The following is a 22,015-nucleotide window of genomic DNA, read 5'->3' on the forward strand; positions in this document are numbered from 1 at the left end:
TCGTGTCAGGACATCTGTTCGGACAGGCCGTACGTCTTGGCGATGATCTCGCGCTGGATCTCGCTGGCGCCGCCGTAGACGGTGGACACGATCGACGAGCGGACCAGGCGCTCCATGTCGAACTCGGTGGTGTAGCCGTAGCCGCCCATCATCTGCATCGCGTCCAGGGCGACCCGGCGGGCGGTCTCGGTGGCCTTGAGCTTCGCCATCGAACTCTCCCGGGGCAGCACCGTGTCGGGCGCCTTGTCGGCCTTCGCGGCGGTGTCGTAGACGAGCAGCCGGGCGCACTCGATCTCGGTGGCCAGGTCGGCCAGTCGGTGCCGGAGCACCTGGAACGATCCGATCGGCCGGCGGAACTGCCGCCGGTTCTTCACGTACTCCACGACGTCGTCGAACGCCCGTTGCGCGGTGCCGAGCATGACGCTGGCGAGGATGAGCCGTTCCATGTTGAGCCCGGCCATCAGTTGCCGCCAGCCGTTGTCGACCTCGCCGACCACGGCGTCGGCGGGCAGCACGCAGTCGGTGAAGTAGAGGTCGTTCACCTCCCGGCCGCCCATGGTGTCGATGCCGGAGACGGTCAGGCCGGGCGCCGAGGCGGGGACCAGGAACATGGTCAATCCGTGGTGGTCGCCGGCCCGGCCGGAGGTGCGGGCGACCAGCAGGATGTGCTCGGCCAGGTGGGCGTTCGAGCACCACGTCTTCTGGCCGTTGACGACGTATCCGTCGTCGGTGCGCTCGGCGCGGCAGCTCAGGTTCGCCACGTCCGAGCCGGCCTCGGGCTCGGACATCGCGACCGCCTCGATGACGCCGCGGGCCACCCCGGACAGGATCAGCTTCTTCTGCGCCGGCGTGCCGAACCGCTGGTAGGTGGCGGCCACGATGATTGAGGTGGTGAAGCCGCCGATCGGAGCCATCGCGCGGGCCGTCTCCTCCAGGAACAGGCACAGCTCCGTCATGCCGGCGCCGCCGCCGTCGAACTCCTCCGGCAGGGACAGGCCCAGCCAGCCGAGGTCGGCCATCCTGCGGTACAGCTCCGGGCTGTGCGGTTCCCGGCCGCCGTTCGTGAGCTTCTGCCGCTGCTCGCGGGTGCCCACCTCGCGGCGGCAGAAGTCCCGCACCGCCTCGACCAGGGATCGTTGCTCGTCGCTCCACTCCACCGCGGTACCTCCAGCGCGTCAGCAGGGATTGACAGCAAGGCTAGACTATCGAATATCAAATGTCAGGAGGCTGCCCGATGACGTCCCTCGTGGAGCACCCTCGCCGGCTGAGCGTCGTCGACCCGGTGACAGGTGAGCACCGCGCCGACTACGACCTCGCCGACGACGCCGCCGTGCGCGCCGCCGTGACGCGGGCCCGCGAGGCGGCCGGCTGGTGGGCCGGTCTGGACGCCAAGCAGCGCCGCCGCCATCTGCTGGCGTACAAGGCGGCGGTCGCGAGCGGCATCGAGGAACTCGCCGGCATCGTCCGGAGCGAGACCGGCAAGAGCCTCGCCGGGGCCCAGCTCGAGGTGATGCTCGCCGTCGAGCACCTGGACTGGGCGGCCCGGCACGCCGCCCGGGTGCTCAGGCGGCGTTCGGTCTCCTCCGGCCTGCTCGCGTTCAACCAGGCCGCCTCCGTCGAGTACGTGCCGTACGGCGTGGTCGGCGTGATCGGCCCGTGGAACTACCCCGTCTACACCCCGATGGGCGCGGTGTCGCACGCGCTCGCCGCCGGCAACGCGGTGGTGTTCAAGCCCAGCGAGTTCACCCCGGGCGTCGGGGTGTGGCTGGCCGAGCGCTGGCACGAGCTGCTTCCCGACCATCCGGTCCTCCAGGTGGTCACCGGAGACGGCACGACCGGCGCCGCGCTGTGCCGCGCCTCGGTCGACAAGATCGCGTTCACCGGCTCGGCAGCGACCGGGCGCGCCGTCATGGCCGCCTGCGCCGAGAGCCTGACCCCGGTGGTGATCGAGGGCGGCGGCAAGGACGCGCTGATCGTCACCGCCGACGCCGACCTCGACGCGGCGGCGCAGGCGGCGGTCTTCGGCGGCCTGGGCAACGCCGGGCAGACCTGCGCCGGCGTCGAGCGCGTCTACGTCGAACGGTCCGTCTACGAGCCGTTCCTGGCCACGCTGACCGAGCTGGCGCGGCAGGTCCGGCCGGGTGCCGAGCCGGACGCGCCGTACGGGCCGATGACCACGCCCACCCAGCCCGAGGTCGTCCGGCGCCACGTCACCGACGCGCTCGACCGGGGCGGCCGGGCGGTGGTCGGTGACGCGGCTTCGGTGCGGCCGCCGTTCGTGGAGCCGGTCGTGCTGACCGACGTGCCCGAGGACAGCACCGCCGTCACCGAGGAGACGTTCGGCCCGGTGCTCGTGGTCAACCCGGTCGCCGACGCCGACGAGGCGGTACGCCGCACGAACGCGACCAGCTACGGGCTCTCCGGCTCGATCTTCACCCGCGACCGCCGTCGTGGCCTGGCGCTCGCCGGGCGGTTGCGGGCCGGTGCGGTGTCGGTCAACTCGGTGCTGGGGTACGCGGGCGTGCCGTCACTGCCCTTCGGCGGCGTGGGCGACTCGGGGTTCGGGCGGGTCCACGGCGCGGACGGCCTGCGCGAGTTCGCCCGGGCGCGATCGGTGACGTGGCAGCGGTTCCGCCCGCTGATCGAGGTGATGACGCTTCAGCCGTCCGCCGCCGCGATGAAGCGCTCGCTGGCGATGTTCGCGTGGCGTCATGGCCGCCGGTGACTCACTCGTTCCACACGCCCAGGCCGTCGAGGTGCTTGACCAGCCGCTCCGCGCCGTCGGTGAAGTGCCGGGCCATGACCGGCCGGACCGCCTCCGGGTCGCCCGCCGCGAGCGCGTCGAGCAGCGCCTCGTGATCGGCGACCATGCCGGCTCGCCACTCCGCGTCGGCGGCGTAGAACCGCGACGGCGTGTAGCGGGTGACGGTGCGCAGCAGCCAGGACAGCTTGCGCGCGTCGGCGAGCCGGTTGATCCGCCGGTGGAACTCGTATTCGAGCTGCTCGACCCGGCTGACCTGCCGGGCCTGGGCGGCGCGGCGCAGCCGCTCGTGCTGCTGCCGCAGGTCGTCGAGCTGCTCCGGGGTGATGCTGACGGCGACCCGGGCGGCCAGCTCACCGGCGATGTGGCCCTGGAGGCTGAACACGTCGATGATGTCCTGCCTCGACAGCGGCGCCACCACGTGCCCGCGGCGCGGTTGCAGCTCGACCATGTCCTCCGCGCGCAGCATCAGCAGCGCCTCGCGTACCGGTGTGATGCTCAGCCCGGTCTCCTGGGCGACCTCTTCGAGCCGGATGCGTTCGCCGGGGCGCAGCTGGCCGGACATGATCCGGTCGCGCAGCAGGCTCGCCACGGTCTCGGAGAGCTGGGGCTGAGAGACGTTCTGGATCCTGCCGCGGTCCGCCACCAGTTAAGGGTATCAAATGTCAAATGTCACGATGGGCGCCGGCTTGCGGGCCGCCACCGCCGACGGCGTCCGCACCATCTGGTTCGACCGGCCCGACCGGCGCAACGCGATGTCGCTGGAGATGTTCCGCGACTACTACGCGGCCCTGGTGGCGGCCGACGCCGACCCGGAGATCCGGGCGGTAGTGGTCACCGGCTCCGGTGACTGGTTCTGCTCCGGTGCCGACCCGGAGGCACTCGCCGCGCTGCTCGACGAGCGCAACCGTGACCTGCTCGCGGGCGAGTTCGGCTTCCCGCCGCACCTGCCGCTGACGCTCGGCACCCCGATCGTCGCGGCGGTGAACGGCGGCGCGGCGGGCCTCGGCCTGGTCCACGCGCTCTACGCCGACGTGCGGTTCATGGCGGCGGAGGCGCGCCTGTCCACCTCGTTCAGCCGGCTCGGCCTCGTCGCCGAGTACGGCAGCGCCTGGCTGCTGCCCCGGCTGATCGGCGTCGGCGCCGCGCTGGACCTGCTGGTGTCCGGCCGCAAGGTCGACGCGGTGGAGGCGCTCCGGATCGGACTTGTGCAACGCGTGCTCCCGCGCGACGAGGTGCTGGCCGAGGCACAAGCCTACGCCGCGGCCCTGGCGCAGCACTGCTCACCGGCGTCCATGGCGGTGATCCGGCGGCAGGTGTGGTCGGGCCTGGAGACCGGCGCCGCCGAGGCCGCCGCCGACGCGATCCGGCTCATGGTCGAGTCCCTGGCCGGTGCCGACTTCGGTGAGGCCCTGCTCAGCCGGGCCCAGGGCCGCGCACCCCGCTTCGCCCCCCGGGGCGGCGCGTGAGCGGCCCGCTGGACGGCGTCCGGGTCGTGGAACTGGCCGGCATCGGACCCGGCCCGTTCGCCGCCATGCTGCTCGCCGACCTCGGCGCCGACGTGGTCCGGGTCGACCGGCCGGAACCCGGCGCGCTCCCGGCCGGCGACCCCGGGCGCAACCTGCTCAACCGGGGCAAGCGCTCGATCGTGGTGGACCTGAAGCACCCCGACGGCGCCGAGGTGGTCCTCGCGCTGGCCGGCCGGGCCGCGATCCTGATCGAGGGCTGGCGTCCCGGCGTGGCCGAGCGGCTCGGCGTCGGCCCGCAGGCCGCGCTGGCCCGCAACCCGGGCCTGGTCTACGGGCGGATGACCGGCTGGGGACAGGACGGGCCGCTGGCCCGCGCCGCCGGCCACGACATCGGCTACATCGCCGTAGCCGGGGCGCTGCACCCGATCGGCCGCGCCGGCGGCCCGCCGCAGATCCCGCTCAACCTGGTCGGCGACTTCGGCGGCGGCTCGCTCTACCTGGTCGTCGGCATCCTGGCCGCGCTGCACGTCGCCGCCGCCACCGGCCGTGGGCAGGTCGTCGACGCCGCCATCGTGGACGGCGCGGCCCACCTCACCACCCCGTTCGCCGGGATGCTCGCGCAGGGCACCTGGCGACCCGAGCGGGGCCGCAACCTGCTCGACGGCGGTGCGCCGTTCTACGACGTGTACGCCACCGCCGACGGCGGGCACATGGCGGTGGGCGCGCTGGAACCGCAGTTCTACGCCGAACTGCTGCGGTTGCTCGGGCTGGCCGAAGCGGACCTGCCGGCACAGCACGACGTGGCCGGATGGCCGGTGCTGCGCGCCCGCTTCGCCGAGGTGTTCGCCGGCCGTACCCGCGCCGAGTGGACGGCGGTGTTCGACGGCACCGACGCCTGCGTCGCGCCGGTGCTGTCCCTGGCCGAGGCGCCGGGCCACCCGCACCTGGCCGCGCGCGGCACATACGAGGAGCACTTCGGCGTCCGGCAACCCGCCGTGGCACCCCGCCTCTCCGGGACACCCGGCCGGGTCGGCGGCCCGCCGCCCGCGCCCGGCGCGGACACCGAGCCCGTCCTCACCGACTGGGGCCTGGGCGAACACCTACCGCGGTGGCTGGACGACGGCGTCGTCGGCCGGAAGCAGGGAGCAGCGCACTGATGCGTATCGGGACGACACTGGCGTACGCCGCCGACCCCCGAAGCGGCGCCGACCACGTGGCCGCCTGGGAACAGGACGGCCTGGACGTGGTCTGGGTGTCCGAGGCGTACGGCTTCGACGCGCCCACGGTGATGGGTTACCTCGCCGCCCGGACGAGCCGCGTGCACATCGGCTCCGCGATCCTGCCGATCTTCTCGCGTACCCCGGCTCTGCTGGCGCAGACCGCCGCGGGCCTGGACGCGATGTCCGGTGGCCGGGCCATCCTCGGGCTCGGCGCGTCCGGACCGCAGGTGATCGAGGGATGGCACGGCGTCGCGTACGACCGGCCGCTGGCCCGCACCCGCGAGGTGATCGACATCTGCCGACGGGTGTGGCGGCGCGAGACGCTGACGAACGACGGCCTCTACCGGCTGCCGCTGCCGCCCGGCGAGGGCACCGGGCTGGGCAAGCCGCTGAAGATCCTCACCCACCCGGTCCGCGACCGCATCCCGATCCACGTGGCGAGCCTCGGGGACCGGAACGTCCGGATGACCGCCGAGATCGCCGACGGGTGGCTGCCGTTCCTCTACGACCCGCGGCGCGCGGGCGACGTCTGGGGTGCCGCACTGGCGGCCGGCCGGGCGAAACGGCCGGCTGACCTCGGGCCGCTGGAGGTGGTGGCCGGTGGGCCGCTGGCGATCGGCCCGGACGTGACCGGGCTGCGCGACCTCGCCCGGCCGCTGATCGCCCTGTACGTGGGCGGGATGGGCGCGAAGGGCCGCAACTTCTACCACGACCTGCTGTGCCGCTACGGCTACGAAGCCGAGGCCGACCGCATCCAGGACCTCTACCTGGCCGGCCGCAAGGCCGAGGCCGCCGCCGCGGTGCCGGCGGAACTGCTGGAACGCACCAGCCTGATCGGACCGGAGAGCTACGTGCGCGACCGGGTCCAGGAGTACCGCGACGCGGGCGTGACGATCCTCAACGTCGCGCCGCTGGGCGAGGACCCCCGGCGTCTCGTCGCCGCCGTCGCGGACATGGCCCGATAGCGCAGGGGAGGAGCCGACACACATGGACCGCGCGATCTTCACCGCCGACCACCTGGCGTTCGCCGAACTGGTGCGCGCCTTCATCGACAAGGAGATCACTCCGCACCACGAGCGCTGGGAGGCCGACGGCATCGTCGACCGCGGCGTGTGGCGGGCTGCCGGCGCCGCCGGGCTGCTCGGCTTCTTCGTCGACGAACGGTACGGCGGCGCCGGGGTCACCGACCGGCGCTTCCACGCCGTCCTGACCGAGGAACTCGCCCGGGCCGGTGCGAGCGGGCCCGCGTTCGGCCTGCACAACGACATCATCGGCCCGTATCTGACCGACCTGACCACCGAGGAGCAGAAGCAGCGCTGGCTGCCGGGCTTCTGCTCCGGCGAGATCGTCACCGCCGTCGCCATGTCCGAGCCGGGCGCGGGCAGCGACCTGGCGGGCATCACCACCACAGCGGTACGCGACGGCGACGACTGGGTCCTCAACGGGCAGAAGACGTTCATCAGCAACGGCATCCTGGCCGACCTGGTGATCGTGGTGGCCCGTACCGACCCCGGCGCCGGGCGGCGGGGGATCAGCCTGCTCGTGGCCGAGCGCGGCATGCCGGGGTTCGAGCGTGGCCGCAACCTCGACAAGCTCGGTCAGAAGGCGCAGGACACCGCCGAGCTGTTCTTCTTCGACGTCCGCGTACCGGCGGCCAACCTGCTCGGCGTCGAGGGGGAGGGCTTCGCCCACCTGATGCGCAACCTGCCGCTGGAGCGGCTGTCGATAGCCGTCGCGGCGCTCGCCGGCGCCGAGACGGTGTTCGCGCAGACGCTCGACTACTGCAGGCAGCGCCAGGCGTTCGGCCGTCCCATCGGCAGTTTCCAGCACAACCGGTTCGTGCTCGCCGAACTCGCCACCGAGCTGCGCCTGGGCCGGGTCTTCGTGGACAACTGCCTGGTCGCGCCGGACCTGGGCGCGGAGACGGCGGCGATGGCGAAGTGGTGGTGCACCGAGTTGCAGCAGCGCGTCGTCGACCGGTGCCTCCAGTTGCACGGCGGCTACGGCTACATGCGTGAGTACCCGGTGGCCCGCGCCTATCTGGACGCCCGCGTCCAGACCATCTACGGCGGCACCACGGAGATCATGAAGGAGGTGATCGGCCGGTCACTCGGCCTGTGAGCCGGGCTCCAGCATGGGTACGAGGAAGCGGCGGGCCATGGTCCGCAGCTCGTCGGCGTCGTCCAGGTCGATGACATGGCTCGGGGTGAGCAGGAAGGAGCAGGACAGCCGGGTCATCAGCTCGGCCACCACCTCCACGTCGACTGTGGCGGCGATGGTGCCGGCGCGCTGCTCGCGGCGCAGCTGCCCGGCGACGAACCGCTGCACGGTGGCCAGCGTGCGCCCCCCGTCGCTGATCATCGAGGGGATGAGCACGTCCGGTTCGACGCTCATCAGCCCGCCGATCAGCGGGTTGCGGCGGATCGCGTCCAGCGCGCTGACGAAGCCCAGCACCACCCGGTCGCCCACGGTGGCCGCCTGCTGGATGTCGACCAGGAACCGGTCGAAGTAGCGGCGGAACTCGCGGCGGACCACCTGCTCGACCAGCCGGTCCTTGGTGGCGAACCGGCGGTACGCGGTGATCCGGGAGACGCCCGCCCGCCGGGCCACGTCCTCCATCGTGGAGCGGCGGATGCCCATCCGGCAGAACTGCTCGTAGGCGGCGTCGAGGATCCGGGTCGCCACCTCGTCGCTGTCGTCGGCGCTGTGCAACGCCTCGGTGAAGGCGCGTTCCAGCAGCGACTCCGGCGGGCCGGCCGGTTCGTCGTTACCCGCCTCGGGGGAGGACGCCTGCGGGGGAGCGGTCCGGGCCATGGGTGCCCTCCCGGGAGAGACGGTGACGCGGTTGGCGCTTCACCGTACCAATCGCCGGGGCGTACCCCTGGACAAGCGCGACCGCCGCGTCCCGGATGCGGGACGCGGCGGTCGCGTCTGTGGTGCGGTGTCCGGTCAGGAACCGGAGCGCTTGGCGGTCGCCTTGAGGTAGTCCCGGTTGAGGCGGCCGATGGTGTTCAGCGGGATGCCCTTCGGGCAGGCCGCCGCGCACTCGCCGATGTTGGTGCAGCCGCCGAAGCCGGCCTCGTCGTGCGCGTCCACCATGCCGATCACCCGGGTGTAGCGCTCCGGCTGGCCCTGCGGCAGCAGCGAGAGCTGGGTGATCTTCGCGGCGGTGAACAGCATGCCGGAGCCGTTCGGGCAGGCCGCCACGCAGGCGCCGCAGCCGATGCACGCAGCCGACTCGAACGCCGCGTCCGCGTCGGCCTTCGGCACCGGCACCGAGTGCGCCTCCGGGGCGCTGCCGGTCGGCGCGGTGACGTAGCCGCCGGCGGCGATGATCTGGTCGAACGCGTTGCGGTTGACCACCAGGTCCTTGACGACCGGGAAGGCCCGGGCCCGCCACGGCTCGATGTCGATCGTGTCGCCGTCGGAGAACTGCCGCATGTGCAGCTGGCAGGCGGTGGTGCCGCGCTGCGGGCCGTGCGCCTCACCGTTGATCATGAGGCTGCACATGCCGCAGATGCCCTCGCGGCAGTCGTGGTCGAACGCCACCGGCTCCTCGCCGTCGAGGATGAGCCGCTCGTTGAGTACGTCGAGCATCTCCAGGAAGGACATGTCCGGGGACACGTCCTGCACCGGGTAGGTCACCATCCGACCCTTGTCCTCGGGGCCGGTCTGGCGCCAGATGCGCAGGGTCAGGTTCACTTGTAGCTCCGCTGCGTGGGGTGGACGTATTCGAAGGTCAGGTCTTCCTTGTGCAGCACGGGCTCACCGGTGCCGGTGAACTCCCAGGCCGCCACGTAGGCGAACCGGTCGTCGTCGCGCTGCGCCTCGCCGTCGGGCGTCTGGTGCTCGGCCCGGAAGTGGCCGCCGCAGGACTCCTCGCGGTGCAGGGCGTCGATGCACATCAGCTCAGCCAGCTCGAAGAAGTCGGCGACCCGGCCGGCCTTCTCCAGCGACTGGTTGAGGCCCTCGCCGTCACCCGGCACGCGCACCCGCTGCCAGAACTGCTCGCGCAGCGCGCGGATCTCGTCGATCGCCTTGCGCAACCCGGCCTCGGAGCGCTCCATGCCGCAGTGCTCCCACATGATCTGGCCCAGCTCGCGGTGGAACGAGTCCACGGTGCGGTCGCCGTTGATCGCCAGCAGCCGCTTGATCCGGTCCTCGACGTCGGTCCGCGCCGCGACCGCCTCGGGGTGGCTCGCGTCGACCTTGTCCAGCGGGCCGGAGGCCAGGTAGTTGGCGAGCGTGTTCGGCAGCACGAAGTAGCCGTCGGCCAGACCCTGCATCAGCGCCGAGGCGCCGAGCCGGTTCGCGCCGTGGTCGGAGAAGTTGGCCTCACCGATCACGAACAGGCCGGGGATGCTCGACTGCAGGTCGTAGTCGACCCAGAGGCCGCCCATCGTGTAGTGCACGGCGGGGTAGATCCGCATCGGCACCTCGTACGGGTCCTCGCCGGTGATCCGCTCGTACATCTCGAAGAGGTTGCCGTACTTGGCCTCGATGGCCTTGCGGCCCAGCCGGTTGATCGCGTCGGCGAAGTCCAGGTAGACGCCGAGGCCGGTCGGGCCGACGCCGCGTCCCTCGTCGCACACGTTCTTCGCGGCCCGGGAGGCGATGTCGCGGGGGACCAGGTTGCCGAAGGACGGGTAGATCCGCTCCAGGTAGTAGTCCCGCTCGTCCTCGGGGATCTCCCGCGGGCTGCGCTGGTCACCCTTGGCCTTGGGCACCCACACCCGGCCGTCGTTGCGCAGCGACTCGCTCATCAGGGTCAGCTTCGACTGGTGGTCGCCGGAGACCGGGATGCAGGTCGGGTGGATCTGCGTGTAGCAGGGGTTCGCGAAGTACGCGCCCTTGCGGTGCGCCCGCCAGGAGGCGGTGACGTTGCAGCCCTTGGCGTTGGTGGAGAGGTAGAAGACGTTGCCGTACCCGCCGGTGGCGAGCACGACCGCGTCGGCCATCTCGGTGCTGATCTCGCCGGTGACCATGTCGCGGACCACGATGCCGCGCGCCCGGCCGTCGACGATCACCAGCTCGAGCATCTCGTGGCGGGCGTTCATCTCCACGTTGCCCAGGCCGATCTGCCGCTCCAGGGCCTGGTACGCGCCGAGCAGAAGCTGCTGACCCGTCTGGCCCCGGGCGTAGAAGGTGCGCTGCACCTGCGCGCCGCCGAAGGAACGGGTGTCGAGCAGGCCGCCGTACTCGCGGGCGAACGGCACGCCCTGCGCCACGCACTGGTCGATGATGTTCACCGACACCTCGGCCAGCCGGTGCACGTTCGACTCGCGGGAGCGGAAGTCGCCGCCCTTGACCGTGTCGTAGAAGAGGCGGTGCACCGAGTCGCCGTCGTTGCGGTAGTTCTTGGCGGCGTTGATGCCGCCCTGCGCGGCGATCGAGTGGGCCCGGCGCGGGCTGTCCTGGTAGCAGTAGGACCGCACCTGGTAGCCCTGCTCGGCCAGCGTGGCGGCGGCGGAGCCGCCGGCCAGGCCGGTGCCGACCACGATCACCGTCATCTTGCGGCGGTTGGCCGGGTTGACCAGCTTCATCTCGAAGCGGTGGCGCTCCCACCGCGTCTCGATCGGGCCGTCCGGGGCCCGGGTGTCGGCGATCGGGTCGCCTTCGCGGTACAGATCCATGTCAGGACACCAATCCGGTGATCACGGCGAACGGGACCAGCAGGTAGCCGCCGACGAGCGCGACGGCGAAGACGAGCGCGGCGATCCGGGCCCGGCGCTCGCCCTTCGGCGTCTGCTGGCCGAGACTGCGGAACGCGCTGAAGGCGCCGTGGCGCAGGTGGAAGCCGAGGGCCACCAGCGCGAGGGTGTAGAAGAGCGTGACGTACCAGCGCTCCGGCGCGAAGTCCGCGACCACGTTGCCGTACGGGTTCGACGGGTCGCCCTGCGGGTTCAGGTGACCCGTGGTCAGGTCGAGGATGTGGTAGATCACGAAGAGCAGGATGATCACACCACCCCAGCGCATCGTGCGGGCCGCGTAGTTCACGTGGATCTTGCGACGGTGCGCGTACCGGACCGGGCGGGCGGCCCGGGATCGCATCGCGAGCACGGTGGCCGCGCCGATGTGCCCGAGGACGGCGACGGTGAGCACGGTGCGCTGGATCCACAGGAACCACGTCGTCGGCAGCAGCGGCGTGCCGATGTCCCGCAGCCAGTGCGCGTAGTGGTCGAACGACGTCTCACCCGTGAAGATCTTCAGGTTGCCGAGCATGTGCGCGATCAGGAACAGCACGAGGATGATGCCCGTCACCGCCATGACGGCCTTGAGGCCGACGTTCGAGCGGATGGGCGACCGAGTTTTCGTGATTACCACGCGGTCGACGCTAGGAGCACTTCGATCAGGCGTCCAATGCATCGAAATCGCAGCGTTGATAGCCGTAAGCTATGTAGATGCAGCTCCATCAGCTTCGGTACTTCGTAGCGGTCGCCGAAGTACGACATTTCACCCAGGCAGCCGATCTTGTCGGCATAACCCAGCCCTCGTTGAGTAAGCAAATTCACGCCCTGGAGGCCGACCTGGGAGCCCCGCTGTTCGAGCGGGTAAGGGGCAACATCACCCTGACCGCGGCAGGTGAGGTGCTGCTGCCGCTGGCCAAGCGGATCCTCGCCGACGTGGAGACCGCCACCCGCGAGGTGCAGGAGCTGGTGGGGCTGCGCCGGGGGCGGGTCCGGCTCGGCGCCACGCCCAGCCTCGCCACCTCGCTCGCCCCGCCGGTGCTGCGCCGGTTCCGCGACGCGCACCCCACGATCGACCTGCGCGTGGAGGAGGGCGGCTCGCAGGACCTCGTCCGCGACCTGCTCCGCGGCGACCTCGACCTCGCCCTGATCATCATGCCGTCGGCCGGCACCGACCCGGGGCTGCGCGCCGACCCGATCCTGCGGGAGAGCCTGGTGGTCGCCTCGGTCGACCCGCTGCCCGGCGCCTCGGAAGCCGGGGAGCTGCGCATCACCGACCTGCGCGACCAGCCGCTCGTCATGTTCCGCGAGGGCTACGACCTGCGCGACGCCACGCTGCAGGCGTGCCGGGCGGCCGGGTTCGAGCCGACCCTGTCCGTCGACGGCGGGGAGATGGACGCCGTGCTCAGCTTCGTCGAGGCCGGGCTCGGCGTCGCGCTGGTGCCCGGCATCGTGGTGGCCCGCCGCGCCGGCATCCGGGTCACCCGGCTCGTCCCGCCCGGTGTCCGCCGGACCATCGCGGTGGCCCGCCGCCGCGACGTGGTGCCCACCCACGCCGGGCGCGAGCTGCGCCGCATCCTCCTGGAGTACGTCCACGACGCCACCGCCACCGCCGAACTCCCCCCAGGCGTAGAGCCCCTGTAACCCCGCCCCCGCCCCGCCGCCCTCGCCGCGCCGCCTCGTTGATCTTGCACTTTCGGCCCCGGCGAAAGGTGCGAAAGCCCCGGCGCGGGGGCACCAAGTGCAAGATCGGCGAGGGCGCCGGGTCAGCGGGACTCGGCGTCGTCCATGGCTCGGTAGATGCGCTGCTCGGACACGGGGTAAGGGGTTCCCAGGGCCTGGGCGAAGACGTTCACCCGCAGCTCCTCGATCATCCAGCGGATCTGGCGGGCCGCCGGGGTCGCGCGCCTCGGCGGGGGCAGCGCGGCCAGCATGTCCTGGTACTCCTTCTGCACCACGGCGACGCGGTCCTGCTGCTGTTTGTCGCGCTGCGGGTTGCCCGGCAACCGGTCCAGCCGCCGCTCGATCGCGGTCAGGTAGCGCAGCACGTCGGGCAGGCGCGCGTACCCCGTCTCGGTGATGAAACCCCTGTGCACCAGGCCGGTGAGCTGGTTGCGGATGTCGGCCAGCGCGGCCACCACGGCGAGGTTGCGGGTGGCGCCGAGCCGCTGCTCCACCGCGTACGCGGACGCGAGCACCCGGCGTACCCGCTCCATCACCTCGACGACGGTGTCCACCAGGTCGGCACGGACCCGGTCGCGCAGCGCGGCGAAGCCCTCGGCGTCCCAGGCGGGACCGCCCGCGTCGCCGATCAGCTTGTCGATCGCCGCGCCGGCCGCGTCCTCGATCAGCTCCGGCACGCTGCCGTGCGGGTTGCGGGACAGCGCCAGTTTCGCCTCGTTGCTCAGCCGCCCCTGGAGGAACTTCGCCGGTGACGGCATCGTCAGCCGCAGCAGCCGCCGGGTGCCCGCCCAGTGCGCGGCCTCCTGCTCGGCGGCGGAGTCGAACACCTTCACCCCGACCGTCGCGCCCTCGTCCACCAGCGCCGGGTACGCGGTCACCGCGAAGCCGGCGCGTACCTGCTCGATGCTGCGCGGCAGCGCGCCGATCGACCACTCGGTCAGCCCGGTCCGGGCCACGTCCGGCGCGGCGGCGGCCACGACCTGGCGTACCTCCTGGCGCAGCTCGCGCTGCAGCGCCGGCAGGTCCTTGCCCTCGGCGACCGGCTTGTCGTCGTCGCCGAGCACCCGGAACGTGACCCGCAGGTGCGGCGGCAGCCGGCCCAGGTCCCACGCGTCGGCCGGAACCGTCACCCCGGTCATCCGGCGCAGCTGCCGGGTCAGCGCGACCAGCAGCGGCTCCTCGCCCGGCGTGATCGCGGCCAGCGCGGCGCGGGCGTAGTCGGGCACCGGCACGAAGTTGCGCCGTACCGGCTTGGGCAGCGACCGGATCAGCGCGATCACCAGCTCCTCGCGCAGCCCCGGCACCTGCCAGTCGAAGCTCTCCGCCGGCACCTGGTTGAGCAGCGGCAGCGGGATGTCCACAGTCACGCCGTCGGTGGGCACGGTCGGGTCGAACGTGTACGTCAGCGGCAGCGTCACGCCGTCGGCCCGCCACTCGTCCGGGAAGTCCTCCTCGTCCACCCCGCCCCGGCCGTCGTTGACGAGCAGCTCGCGGGTGAACGTGAGCAGGTCGGGCCGCTCCCGGCGGGTCTTCTTCCACCAGGAGTCGAAATGCCGGCCGGAGACCACGTCGGCGGGGATCCGCTGGTCGTAGAAGGCGAAGATGGTCTCGTCGTCGACCAGGATGTCGCGGCGCCGGGCCCGGTTCTCCAGCTCCTCGATCTCGGTCAGCAGCTTCTGGTTGTCCCGCCAGAACTGGTGGTGGGTCTGCCAGTCACCCTCGACCAGGGCGTGCCTGATGAACAGCTCCCGGCTCAGACCTGCGTCGATCCGCCCGAAGTTCACCTTGCGGGAGGTGACGATCGGGATGCCGTACAGCGTGACCTTCTCGTAGGCCATCACCGCGGCCTGCTTCTTCTCCCAGTGCGGCTCGCTGTAGCTGCGCTTGACCAGGTGCTGCGCCAGCGGCTCGACCCACTCCGGCTCGACCCGGCCGGCCACCCGCCCCCACAGCCGGGACGTCTCCACCAGCTCCGCCGCCATCACCCAGCGCGGCGGCTTCTTGAACAGCGCCGACCCGGGGAAGATCGCGAACTTCGCGCCCCGCGCGCCGAGGTATTCGTGTTTCTGCGCGTCCTTGAGGCCGAGGTGCGACAGCAGGCCGGGCAGCAGCGACTGGTGCACCTTCGGGGTGTCGATCTCCTCCGGCAGGTCGGCGCCGGCGCCGCGCCGGCCCTCACCCTTGTCCGAGGTCCGCAGGACCTGGCGCAACTGGCTGACGATGTCCTGCCATTCGCGTACGCGAAGGTAGTTGAGGTATTCGGCCTTGCACATCCGGCGGAACGCGCTGGACGACAGCTCCCGCTGCTTCTCCCGCAGGTAGCGCCACAGGTTCAGGTACGCGACGAAGTCCGACTCGGAGTCGGCGAACCGGGCGTGTGCCTGGTCGGCCTGGGCCTGCTTGTCGGCTGGACGTTCGCGCGGATCCTGGATGGACAGCGCGGCGGCGATCACCACTACCTCGGTGGCGCAGCCGTTGCGCTCGCCCTCGAGGACCATCCGGGCCAGCCGGGGGTCGACCGGGAGCTGGGCCAGCCGCCGGCCCAGCGCGGTGAGCCGCTTCGCCGGGTCGGTCTCGGCCGGGTCGAGCGCGCCCAGCTCGTGCAGCAGGTTCACGCCGTCGGTGACGTTGCGCCGGTCCGGCGGGTCGATGAACGGGAACGCCGCGATGTCGCCGAGCCCGATCGCTGTCATCTGGAGGATGACCGAGGCCAGGTTGGTCCGCAGGATCTCCGGGTCGGTGAACTCGGGGCGGGAGTCGAAGTCCTGCTCGTCGTAGAGGCGGATGCAGATGCCGTCGGAGGTACGCCCGCAGCGGCCCTTGCGCTGGTTGGCGCTGGCCTGCGAGACCGGCTCGATCGGCAGCCGCTGCACCTTGAGGCGGCTGGAGTAGCGGGAGATCCGGGCGGTGCCCGGGTCCACCACGTACTTGATGCCGGGCACCGTCAGCGAGGTCTCCGCGACGTTCGTGGCCAGCACCACCCGGCGGTTGCTGTGCGCGGCGAAGACCCGGTGCTGCTCGGCGGTGGAGAGCCGGGCGTACAGCGGCAGGATCTCGGTGCCGAGCAGCGACCGCTTCTTCTGGACCAGCTTGCCCAGCGCGTCGGCGGTGTCCCGGATCTCCCGCTCGCCGCTGAGGAACACCAGGATGTCGCCGGGCCCCTCGGCGGCCAGTTCCTCGACCGCGTCGCCGATGGCCTGGATCTGGTCCCGGACGTTCTCCTCGTCGGCCTCGTCCTCCTCCTCGGCCTCGGTGACCTCGACCAGCGGCCGGTAGCGGACCTCCACCGGGTAGGTGCGCCCGGACACCTCGACCACCGGCGCCGGGTTGCCCTCGGCGTCCGCGAAGTGCTTCGCGAACCGGTCGGTCTCGATGGTCGCCGAGGTGATGACCACCTTGAGGTCGGGCCGGCGGGGCAGGAGCTGCCTGAGATACCCCAGGATGAAGTCGATGTTGAGGCTGCGCTCGTGTGCCTCGTCGATGATCAGCGTGTCGTACTGCCGCAGCATCCGGTCGGTCTGCAACTCGGCCAGCAGGATGCCGTCGGTCATCAGCTTGACCAGGCTGTTGTCGCCCACCTGATCGGTGAAGCGCACCTTGTAGCCGACCACGTCGCCCAGCTCGGTGCCGAGTTCGTCGGCGATCCGGTCGGCGACCGTCCGGGCCGCCAGCCGGCGGGGCTGGGTGTGCCCGATCAGACCGGTGATGCCGCGCCCCAGCTCCAGGCAGATCTTGGGCAGCTGGGTGGTCTTCCCGGAGCCGGTCTCGCCGGCCACGATCACCACCTGGTGGTCGCGGATCGCGGCGGCGATGTCGTCGGAGCGTTCGCTGACCGGCAACTGCGGCGGGTAGGTGATCGCCGGGACGGCCGCGCGGCGGGACTCCAGCCGCGCCTCGGCCCTTGTCACCTCGGCCGCGATCTCGGCCAGCGCCGCCTCCCGCCGCTGCGGGTCGCGCAGCTTGCGCACGCCGTCGAGCCGCCGCTGGATCCGGCGCTGGTCGCGGAACATCAGGGGGGCGAGGCGGCGGTGCAGGTCGCGGGCGGTCTCGGGGGCGGCGGGTACGGCTGGATTCTGCATGTCGTCGCCAAGGATAGGCAGCCGCGCGGCGGACCGCCCCCGGGTTACCGGCGCTGGGCGTGCCCTCCCTGGTGCGGCCGTCCCCGCCGGATAAAGTTGCCGCCGACGAGGCCGACGGACGAGGCCGACGAGGGGCGGGGATGATCATGCGGGACACCGACCGGGCGCTCGTGCAGGCCGCCACCGCCGTGGCGAAGCTGCGCTGCCGCAGCGACAACCACACCGTCGCCGCCGCCGTACGCAGCACCGACGGCCGGGTGTTCAGCGGGGTGAACGTCTACCACTTCACCGGCGGCCCGTGCGCCGAGGTGGTGGCCCTCGGCGCCGCCGCGACCCAGGGCGCGGGCGAGCTGGAGGCCATCGTCGCGGTGGGGGACCGGGGCCGGGGGGTCATCCCGCCGTGCGGGCGCTGCCGCCAGGTGCTGCTCGACTACTTCCCGTCGATCAAGGTGATCGTCGGCCCGCCCGACGGGCTGCGCGCGGTCCCGATCGCCGACCTGCTGCCCGAGACGTACGTCTGGTCCGACCAGCAGGTCGAGGTGCCGGCCGGGCCGCGTGCCCCGCTGTGGCCGACCCCGGTGGTGCCGGGTGTCCGGCAGGCCGCGGAGGACTGACCGGCGCTCCGGTCCGGCGCGCTGAGCCGCGACGCTCAGTCGCCGGCGGCCGCCTCCAGCATCGAGCGGGGGACCGGCACCTGCTCGAAGCGGACCTGACCCTCCGGCACCATCCAGCTGCTGACCCGCGCGACGAGCCGGCCCGCGCGGACCGCCGGGTCGTTCGCGTACAGCTCGCGGGCCATCTGCGGGTCCACCGACAGCACCACGAAACCGCGGACGCGCCCGTCGTCGCCGTCGAGGAACGGGCCCGCCGCGAGCACCGCGCCCTGCTCCACCAGCCCGGCCTGGTGGGCCAGGTGGGCGTCCTGGATCCGGTCGAGGGCGTCCTGCGGCAGGTCCGGCGCGTCGTCCGGGCGGACCAGGAGCACCACCGTGTGCCTGTCGAATCGCATGCCCTCAGGCTAGGTGCTGCCGGGCGCGCAGTGCCCGGATCGACCAGTCCAGCACCGGCGCCAGGCTCTCGGCCGGCGGCCAGCCGTTGACCACGGCGAGCAGCTCCAGGTACCGCTCCCGGCGAGGGTCGCTCGCGATCCGCAACCGGTCCAGCATCCGCCGGCGCAGGTCGGCGTCGTCCGGCCGGCCGCAGAGCCGCGCGTACCGGGTCGCCGCCCGGGCCAGGATCGGATCCGCGTCGGGCGAGGCCGGCTCGACGCCGTCGGCGAGCGCCGGGGCCACCTCCTCCCGGACCACGGCGACCACGTCCCGGCGTACGCCCTCGGCGCCGTCCCGGTCCGCCGCGTGCTGCTCGGCCAGCCGGCGCAGCCCGGCCCGGAATCCCGGGTCCAGGGTCAGCTCGGCCAGCTCCACCCACGCCTCGATCTGACAGTCGTCCGGATCGTCCGGCAGCTCCGGCGTGAGCGACCGGCGGATGCCCGCGAACCCCGGATCGGTCAGGCCGCCGAACGCCGCGTCGAGGAACTCGTCGACCAGCCGCCGTCGTTCCCGCGCGGCCAGTCCGGCCAGCCGGTGCAGCAGGTCGGCCTCGGACGGGCCGGCCCCGCGCCGGGCGACCACTGTCAGCACCGCGCGACGCGTCCGCAGCAGGCGGATCTGCGCGGTCAGCGCGTCCGCGTGCGCCGAGGCAACCTCGCCCAGGGTGACCTCCCGCGCCACCACCCGGCGCACTGTGGGCAGGTCCACGCCCAGCTCGCGCAACGTCCGTACCAGGTCGAGCCGGGCCACCGCGGCCGCGTCGTAGCGGCGGTGGCCGGCCGGTCCCCGGTCGGTGGGCGGCACGATGCCGCGGTCGGACCAGAACCGGATGGTCTTGACCGGCAGCCCGGTCCGCCGGGCCAGGTCACCGATCGAGTAGCGCTCCGCACCGTCCATGGCATCCACCATCGTGCCTCCCCCTGGTGGAGGCGCAACCCGCTTAGGTACGCCTTACCAGGTCAGCTAAGGTAAGGCGCACCTAATCGGAAGGCGAAGCCCCCTCGTGACCACCGTCGCCGTCCGGCCCGCGCGGGCCGGGACTCCCGTCCGCCGCGGCACCGTCCGCCGCGTCGCGGTCACCGTGGCGGCGGCGCTCCTGCTCCTGCTGGCGCTGCTGGCCAGCCTTGCGCTCGGCAGCCGTCATCTCCCCGTCGACCAGGTGTGGCACGCGCTGGTGTCCCCGGACGGCGGCGACGCCACCACAGTGGTCCGGGAACTGCGGCTGCCGCGTACCGCCCTCGGGCTCGTCGTCGGCCTGGCGCTGGCGCTGGCCGGGGTGCTGTTCCAGGCGGTCACCCGCAACCCGCTGGCCGAGCCGCGCATCCTCGGCGTCAGCGCCGGCGCGTCGTTCGGCGTGGTGCTGGCCATCGCCGTGTTCGGGGTGGGCACGCTCGCCGGGTACGTCTGGTTCGGCATCGCCGGCGCGCTGCTCGCCGGGCTGCTCGTGTTCGCCATCGCCAACCGCACCCGCGAGGGCGCCAGCCCGGTCACCCTCGCGCTCGTCGGCGCGGCCCTCGACGCCGGTCTCGGCGCCATCGTGTACGCGCTGCTCAGCATCGACGCCCGCACGTTCGAGGAGTACCGCTTCTGGGTGGTCGGCGGGCTGACCGGCCGGGGCGTCGGCGTGGCCGGGCAGGTGCTGCCGTTCGTGGTGGCCGGGGTGCTGCTGGCCGCGCTCGCCGCCCGCGGCCTGGACGCGCTCGCCCTCGGCGACGACGTGGCCCGAGGGCTGGGGCACCGGGTCGCCCTGGTCCGGCTCGCCGCCGGGGCCGGTGGCGTGCTGCTCACCGGTGCGGCGGTGGCCGCCGCCGGGCCGATCGCCTTCGTCGGGCTGGCGGTGCCGCACCTGGCCCGGGCGCTCGTCGGCGCGGACCAGCGGTGGACACTGCTGGTCGCCGCGCTGCTCGGTCCGGCGCTGCTGCTCACCGCCGACGTGGCCGGCCGCCTCGTCGCCCCGCCCGGCGAGATCCCGGCCGGCATCATCACGGCCCTGCTCGGCGCCCCGCTCCTGGCCTTCCTGGTCCACCGAGCCAAGACGGTGACGACATGACCACCCCCACCCCCACCCCCGGCTCCCGCGATCTTGCACTTGCTGCCCGGGCGGAAGGGGCATTCCGGGCACCCGAGGGGCCCGAAGTGCAAGATCAACGGCGAGGGGTGCGACGGCCGCGGGGGCGTGGAGTGCTGCGGGCCGGGGCGGTGGTGGTGCCGTTCCGGTGGCGGCCGGTTGTCGTGGCGGTGGTGCTGTTCGTACTGCTGTGCGCGGCGGTGGTGGTCAGTCTGTCGCTGGGTACGCCGTACGTCGCCCCGGTGGACGTGGTGCGGTCGCTCTCCGGCGCGGGTACGCCGTACGACCTCGTGGTGCGCGACCTGCGACTGCCTCGCGCGGTCCTCGCGGCGGTGGCGGGTGCGGCCTTCGGCGTGGCCGGCACGCTGATCCAGAGCGTGGCCCGCAACCCGCTCGCGAGCCCCGACGTCATCGGTGTCACCCAGGGCGCCGGGCTGGCCGCGACGATCGCGCTGACCAGCGGCGCGGCGGCGGTGCTGGTGGCGCCGGCGGCGCTGCTCGGTGGCCTGGCCGCCGCGTTGGTGGTGTTCGCGCTCGGCGCCCGGCACGGCCTGGCGGCTCAACGGTTCGTGCTCGCCGGTGTGGCGGTGGCGTTCGCGTTCCGGGCGCTGATCGAGGTGGTCATGCTCACCGCCGATCCGATCGACGGGCTGCGTGCGCAGATCTGGCTGATCGGCACGCTCGCCGGCAAGGGGTGGAGCGAGGCGGCGTGGATCGCCGGCATGCTCGCCGTACTGCTGCCGGTGCTGCTCTGGGCCGGGTGGGCGCTGCGCAGCAGCGCGCTCGACGACGACACCGCGCGGGGGATCGGCCTGCGGCCGGTGGCCCGGCGCATGGGGCTGGCCGGCACCGGTGTGCTGGCCGCCGCCATGGCCACCGCCCAGGTCGGCGCCGTCGACTTCGTGGCGCTGGTGGCCCCGCAGGTGGCCCGGCGGCTGGTCCGCGCCGAGCGCCCGCCGCTGCTGTGCGCCGCGCTGCTGGGCGCGTTGCTGCTGGTCCTCGCCGACCTCGGCGCCCGCCGGCTGCTGGCGCCGACCCAACTGCCGGCCGGCGTACTGACCGCGGCGATCGGCGGGCCGTACCTGATCTTCGTGCTGCTGCGTACCCGAGGGAGGCGGTCGTGACCGCGCTGCTGTCCACCCGCGACCTGGTCGTCGGCTACGAGGGCCGCACCGTGCTGGACGGGCTCGACCTCGACCTGCCGGCCGACACGTTCACCGTGATCGTCGGCCCGAACGCCTGCGGCAAGTCGACGCTGCTGCGCACCATGGCCCGGCTGCTCACGCCCCGGCGCGGCGCGGTGCTGCTCGACGGCGCGGCGATCCGGGACCTGCCGACCCGGGACGTGGCCCGGCGGCTCGGCGTCCTGCCGCAGAGCCCGCTGGTGCCGGAGGGGATCACCGTGGCCGACCTGGTCGGGCGCGGCCGGCAGCCCTACCAGCGCTGGTGGCGGCAGTGGTCGGCCGAGGACGGGCGGGCGGTCGAGGAGGCCATGCGGCTTGCCGACGTCAGCGCGCTCGCCGACCGCCCGGTGGACACGCTCTCCGGCGGGCAGCGCCAGCGGGTGTGGATCGCCATGACGCTGGCCCAGGACACCGACGCGCTGCTGCTGGACGAGCCGACCACGTTCCTCGACCTGGCCCACCAGGTCGAGGTGCTGGACCTGCTGCACCGGCTGCGCGCCCAGCGGGGCCGGACCGTGGTGGCCGTGCTGCACGACCTCAACCAGGCGGCCCGGTACGCCGACCACCTGATCGCCATGCGCGACGGCGCGGTGGTGGCCGCCGGCGAGCCGCGCGAGATCCTCACCGCCGATCTGGTCCGCGACGTGTTCGGGCTGGACTGCGTGGTCGTGCCGTGCCCGGTCAGCGGCGCCCCGCTCGTGGTGCCGGCCCTCACCCAGGGCACTCCCACCCAGGCCCTCCACACACAGACCTCGGCCGCTCCGGCCGTCACGCCGGCCCCGGCCGGCGCCCCCGTCGGCGACGCCTGAGCGCGC

At 72.9% G+C, this 22,015-nt stretch carries 19 protein-coding genes; 10 read left to right on the top strand and 9 right to left on the bottom strand.

Annotated features, from left to right (window positions below; translation table 11 throughout):
* Positions 1-5: 5 nt before the first annotated feature.
* Positions 6-1,157 carry an acyl-CoA dehydrogenase family protein gene (locus tag OC439_RS04080; protein WP_262012263.1) on the bottom strand — a complete coding sequence of 384 codons (1,152 nt, stop codon included), beginning with the start codon at positions 1,155-1,157 and terminating at the stop codon, positions 6-8.
* A 77-nt stretch (positions 1,158-1,234) separates the two neighbouring features.
* On the opposite strand from OC439_RS04080, the gene OC439_RS04085 reads away from it, so the two are divergent.
* Positions 1,235-2,725, top strand: coding sequence for an aldehyde dehydrogenase family protein (locus OC439_RS04085; protein ID WP_262012264.1), 1,491 nt, complete (start codon positions 1,235-1,237; stop codon positions 2,723-2,725).
* 1 nt (position 2,726) lies between these two features.
* Here OC439_RS04085 and OC439_RS04090 read toward each other — a convergent pair whose 3' ends face one another.
* Positions 2,727-3,407 (bottom strand): GntR family transcriptional regulator, encoded by a 681-nt coding sequence (locus OC439_RS04090; RefSeq protein ID WP_013285323.1) that lies wholly within the window; start codon positions 3,405-3,407, stop codon positions 2,727-2,729.
* A gap of 31 nt (positions 3,408-3,438) precedes the next feature.
* Between OC439_RS04090 and OC439_RS04095 the strand changes: the two genes are divergently transcribed.
* The 4 genes from OC439_RS04095 to OC439_RS04110 are packed head-to-tail and all read left to right on the top strand — an operon-like array spanning position 3,439 to position 7,571.
* On the top strand, positions 3,439-4,230 hold the full coding sequence (locus OC439_RS04095) for an enoyl-CoA hydratase-related protein (RefSeq protein ID WP_262012265.1): 792 nt from the start codon (positions 3,439-3,441) through the stop codon (positions 4,228-4,230).
* Positions 4,227-5,387: a CaiB/BaiF CoA transferase family protein gene (locus OC439_RS04100; RefSeq protein WP_262012266.1), complete on the top strand. Its 1,161-nt coding sequence runs from the start codon at positions 4,227-4,229 to the stop codon at positions 5,385-5,387. Before OC439_RS04095 ends, OC439_RS04100 begins: the two co-directional genes overlap by 4 nt.
* A complete protein-coding gene (locus OC439_RS04105) occupies positions 5,387-6,415 on the top strand; it encodes an LLM class F420-dependent oxidoreductase (RefSeq protein ID WP_262012267.1) in 1,029 nt (342 codons plus the stop codon). Before OC439_RS04100 ends, OC439_RS04105 begins: the two co-directional genes overlap by 1 nt.
* Before the next feature lie 22 nt (positions 6,416-6,437).
* Positions 6,438-7,571, top strand: a complete 1,134-nt coding sequence (locus tag OC439_RS04110) for an acyl-CoA dehydrogenase family protein (RefSeq protein WP_262012268.1) — start codon at positions 6,438-6,440, stop codon at positions 7,569-7,571.
* Here the strand turns inward: OC439_RS04110 and OC439_RS04115 are convergent.
* The 4 genes from OC439_RS04115 to OC439_RS04130 form a co-directional block, all read right to left on the bottom strand.
* Positions 7,557-8,264, bottom strand: a complete 708-nt coding sequence (locus tag OC439_RS04115) for a TetR/AcrR family transcriptional regulator (protein ID WP_262012269.1) — start codon at positions 8,262-8,264, stop codon at positions 7,557-7,559. The genes OC439_RS04110 and OC439_RS04115 overlap by 15 nt on opposite strands.
* Positions 8,265-8,399: 135 nt before the next feature.
* Entirely contained in the window at positions 8,400-9,152 is a 753-nt protein-coding gene (locus tag OC439_RS04120) for a succinate dehydrogenase/fumarate reductase iron-sulfur subunit (protein ID WP_013285329.1), read from the bottom strand.
* Entirely contained in the window at positions 9,149-11,083 is a 1,935-nt protein-coding gene (locus tag OC439_RS04125) for a fumarate reductase/succinate dehydrogenase flavoprotein subunit (protein ID WP_262012270.1), read from the bottom strand. Before OC439_RS04125 ends, OC439_RS04120 begins: the two co-directional genes overlap by 4 nt.
* A 1-nt stretch (position 11,084) precedes the next feature.
* A complete protein-coding gene (locus tag OC439_RS04130; protein ID WP_262012413.1) occupies positions 11,085-11,768 on the bottom strand; it encodes a succinate dehydrogenase cytochrome b subunit in 684 nt (227 codons plus the stop codon).
* 83 nt (positions 11,769-11,851) lie between these two features.
* On the opposite strand from OC439_RS04130, the gene OC439_RS04135 reads away from it, so the two are divergent.
* Positions 11,852-12,781, top strand: coding sequence for a LysR family transcriptional regulator (locus tag OC439_RS04135; protein WP_262012271.1), 930 nt, complete (start codon positions 11,852-11,854; stop codon positions 12,779-12,781).
* A 122-nt stretch (positions 12,782-12,903) separates the two neighbouring features.
* Here the strand turns inward: OC439_RS04135 and hrpA are convergent, their stop codons facing one another.
* Positions 12,904-16,899 (bottom strand): ATP-dependent RNA helicase HrpA, encoded by a 3,996-nt coding sequence (gene hrpA, locus OC439_RS04140; protein WP_262012272.1) that lies wholly within the window; start codon positions 16,897-16,899, stop codon positions 12,904-12,906.
* Between the two features lie 146 nt (positions 16,900-17,045).
* Between hrpA and OC439_RS04145 the strand changes: the two genes are divergently transcribed.
* Positions 17,046-17,513, top strand: a complete 468-nt coding sequence (locus OC439_RS04145) for a cytidine deaminase family protein (protein WP_262012273.1) — start codon at positions 17,046-17,048, stop codon at positions 17,511-17,513.
* 35 nt (positions 17,514-17,548) lie between these two features.
* Here OC439_RS04145 and OC439_RS04150 read toward each other — a convergent pair whose 3' ends face one another.
* Positions 17,549-17,908 carry a YciI family protein gene (locus tag OC439_RS04150; protein WP_262012274.1) on the bottom strand — a complete coding sequence of 120 codons (360 nt, stop codon included), beginning with the start codon at positions 17,906-17,908 and terminating at the stop codon, positions 17,549-17,551.
* A gap of 4 nt (positions 17,909-17,912) precedes the next feature.
* Positions 17,913-18,845, bottom strand: a complete 933-nt coding sequence (locus tag OC439_RS04155) for a MerR family transcriptional regulator (RefSeq protein ID WP_262012275.1) — start codon at positions 18,843-18,845, stop codon at positions 17,913-17,915.
* 106 nt (positions 18,846-18,951) lie between these two features.
* On the opposite strand from OC439_RS04155, the gene OC439_RS04160 reads away from it, so the two are divergent.
* From OC439_RS04160 to OC439_RS04170, 3 genes are all read left to right on the top strand, one after another.
* Positions 18,952-19,998, top strand: a complete 1,047-nt coding sequence (locus OC439_RS04160) for a FecCD family ABC transporter permease (protein WP_262012276.1) — start codon at positions 18,952-18,954, stop codon at positions 19,996-19,998.
* Positions 19,999-20,105: 107 nt separating this feature from the next.
* Positions 20,106-21,140: a FecCD family ABC transporter permease gene (locus tag OC439_RS04165; RefSeq protein ID WP_262012277.1), complete on the top strand. Its 1,035-nt coding sequence runs from the start codon at positions 20,106-20,108 to the stop codon at positions 21,138-21,140.
* Complete coding sequence (locus tag OC439_RS04170; RefSeq protein WP_262012278.1) at positions 21,137-22,009, top strand: ABC transporter ATP-binding protein; 873 nt, start codon at positions 21,137-21,139, stop codon at positions 22,007-22,009. The genes OC439_RS04165 and OC439_RS04170 overlap by 4 nt, the downstream gene beginning before the upstream one ends.
* The last annotated feature ends 6 nt before the right edge of the window (positions 22,010-22,015 follow it).

Source organism: Micromonospora sp. Mcm103 (assembly GCF_024519755.1).
In the GTDB taxonomy this organism is placed as follows: Bacteria; Actinomycetota; Actinomycetes; order Mycobacteriales; family Micromonosporaceae; genus Micromonospora; species Micromonospora aurantiaca.

Excerpts from the sequence above, each read along its gene's own strand:
- OC439_RS04085 (WP_262012264.1), top strand. The coding sequence starts at position 1,235 with ATGACGTCCCTCGTGGAGCACCCTCGCCGGCTGAGCGTCGTCGACCCG.
- OC439_RS04095 (WP_262012265.1), top strand. The coding sequence starts at position 3,439 with ATGGGCGCCGGCTTGCGGGCCGCCACCGCCGACGGCGTCCGCACCATC.
- OC439_RS04105 (WP_262012267.1), top strand. The coding sequence starts at position 5,387 with ATGCGTATCGGGACGACACTGGCGTACGCCGCCGACCCCCGAAGCGGC.
- OC439_RS04110 (WP_262012268.1), top strand. The coding sequence starts at position 6,438 with ATGGACCGCGCGATCTTCACCGCCGACCACCTGGCGTTCGCCGAACTG.
- OC439_RS04115 (WP_262012269.1), bottom strand. The coding sequence starts at position 8,264 with ATGGCCCGGACCGCTCCCCCGCAGGCGTCCTCCCCCGAGGCGGGTAAC.
- OC439_RS04125 (WP_262012270.1), bottom strand. The coding sequence starts at position 11,083 with ATGGATCTGTACCGCGAAGGCGACCCGATCGCCGACACCCGGGCCCCG.
- OC439_RS04135 (WP_262012271.1), top strand. The coding sequence starts at position 11,852 with ATGCAGCTCCATCAGCTTCGGTACTTCGTAGCGGTCGCCGAAGTACGA.
- hrpA (WP_262012272.1), bottom strand. The coding sequence starts at position 16,899 with ATGCAGAATCCAGCCGTACCCGCCGCCCCCGAGACCGCCCGCGACCTG.
- OC439_RS04145 (WP_262012273.1), top strand. The coding sequence starts at position 17,046 with ATGCGGGACACCGACCGGGCGCTCGTGCAGGCCGCCACCGCCGTGGCG.
- OC439_RS04150 (WP_262012274.1), bottom strand. The coding sequence starts at position 17,908 with ATGCGATTCGACAGGCACACGGTGGTGCTCCTGGTCCGCCCGGACGAC.
- OC439_RS04155 (WP_262012275.1), bottom strand. The coding sequence starts at position 18,845 with ATGGACGGTGCGGAGCGCTACTCGATCGGTGACCTGGCCCGGCGGACC.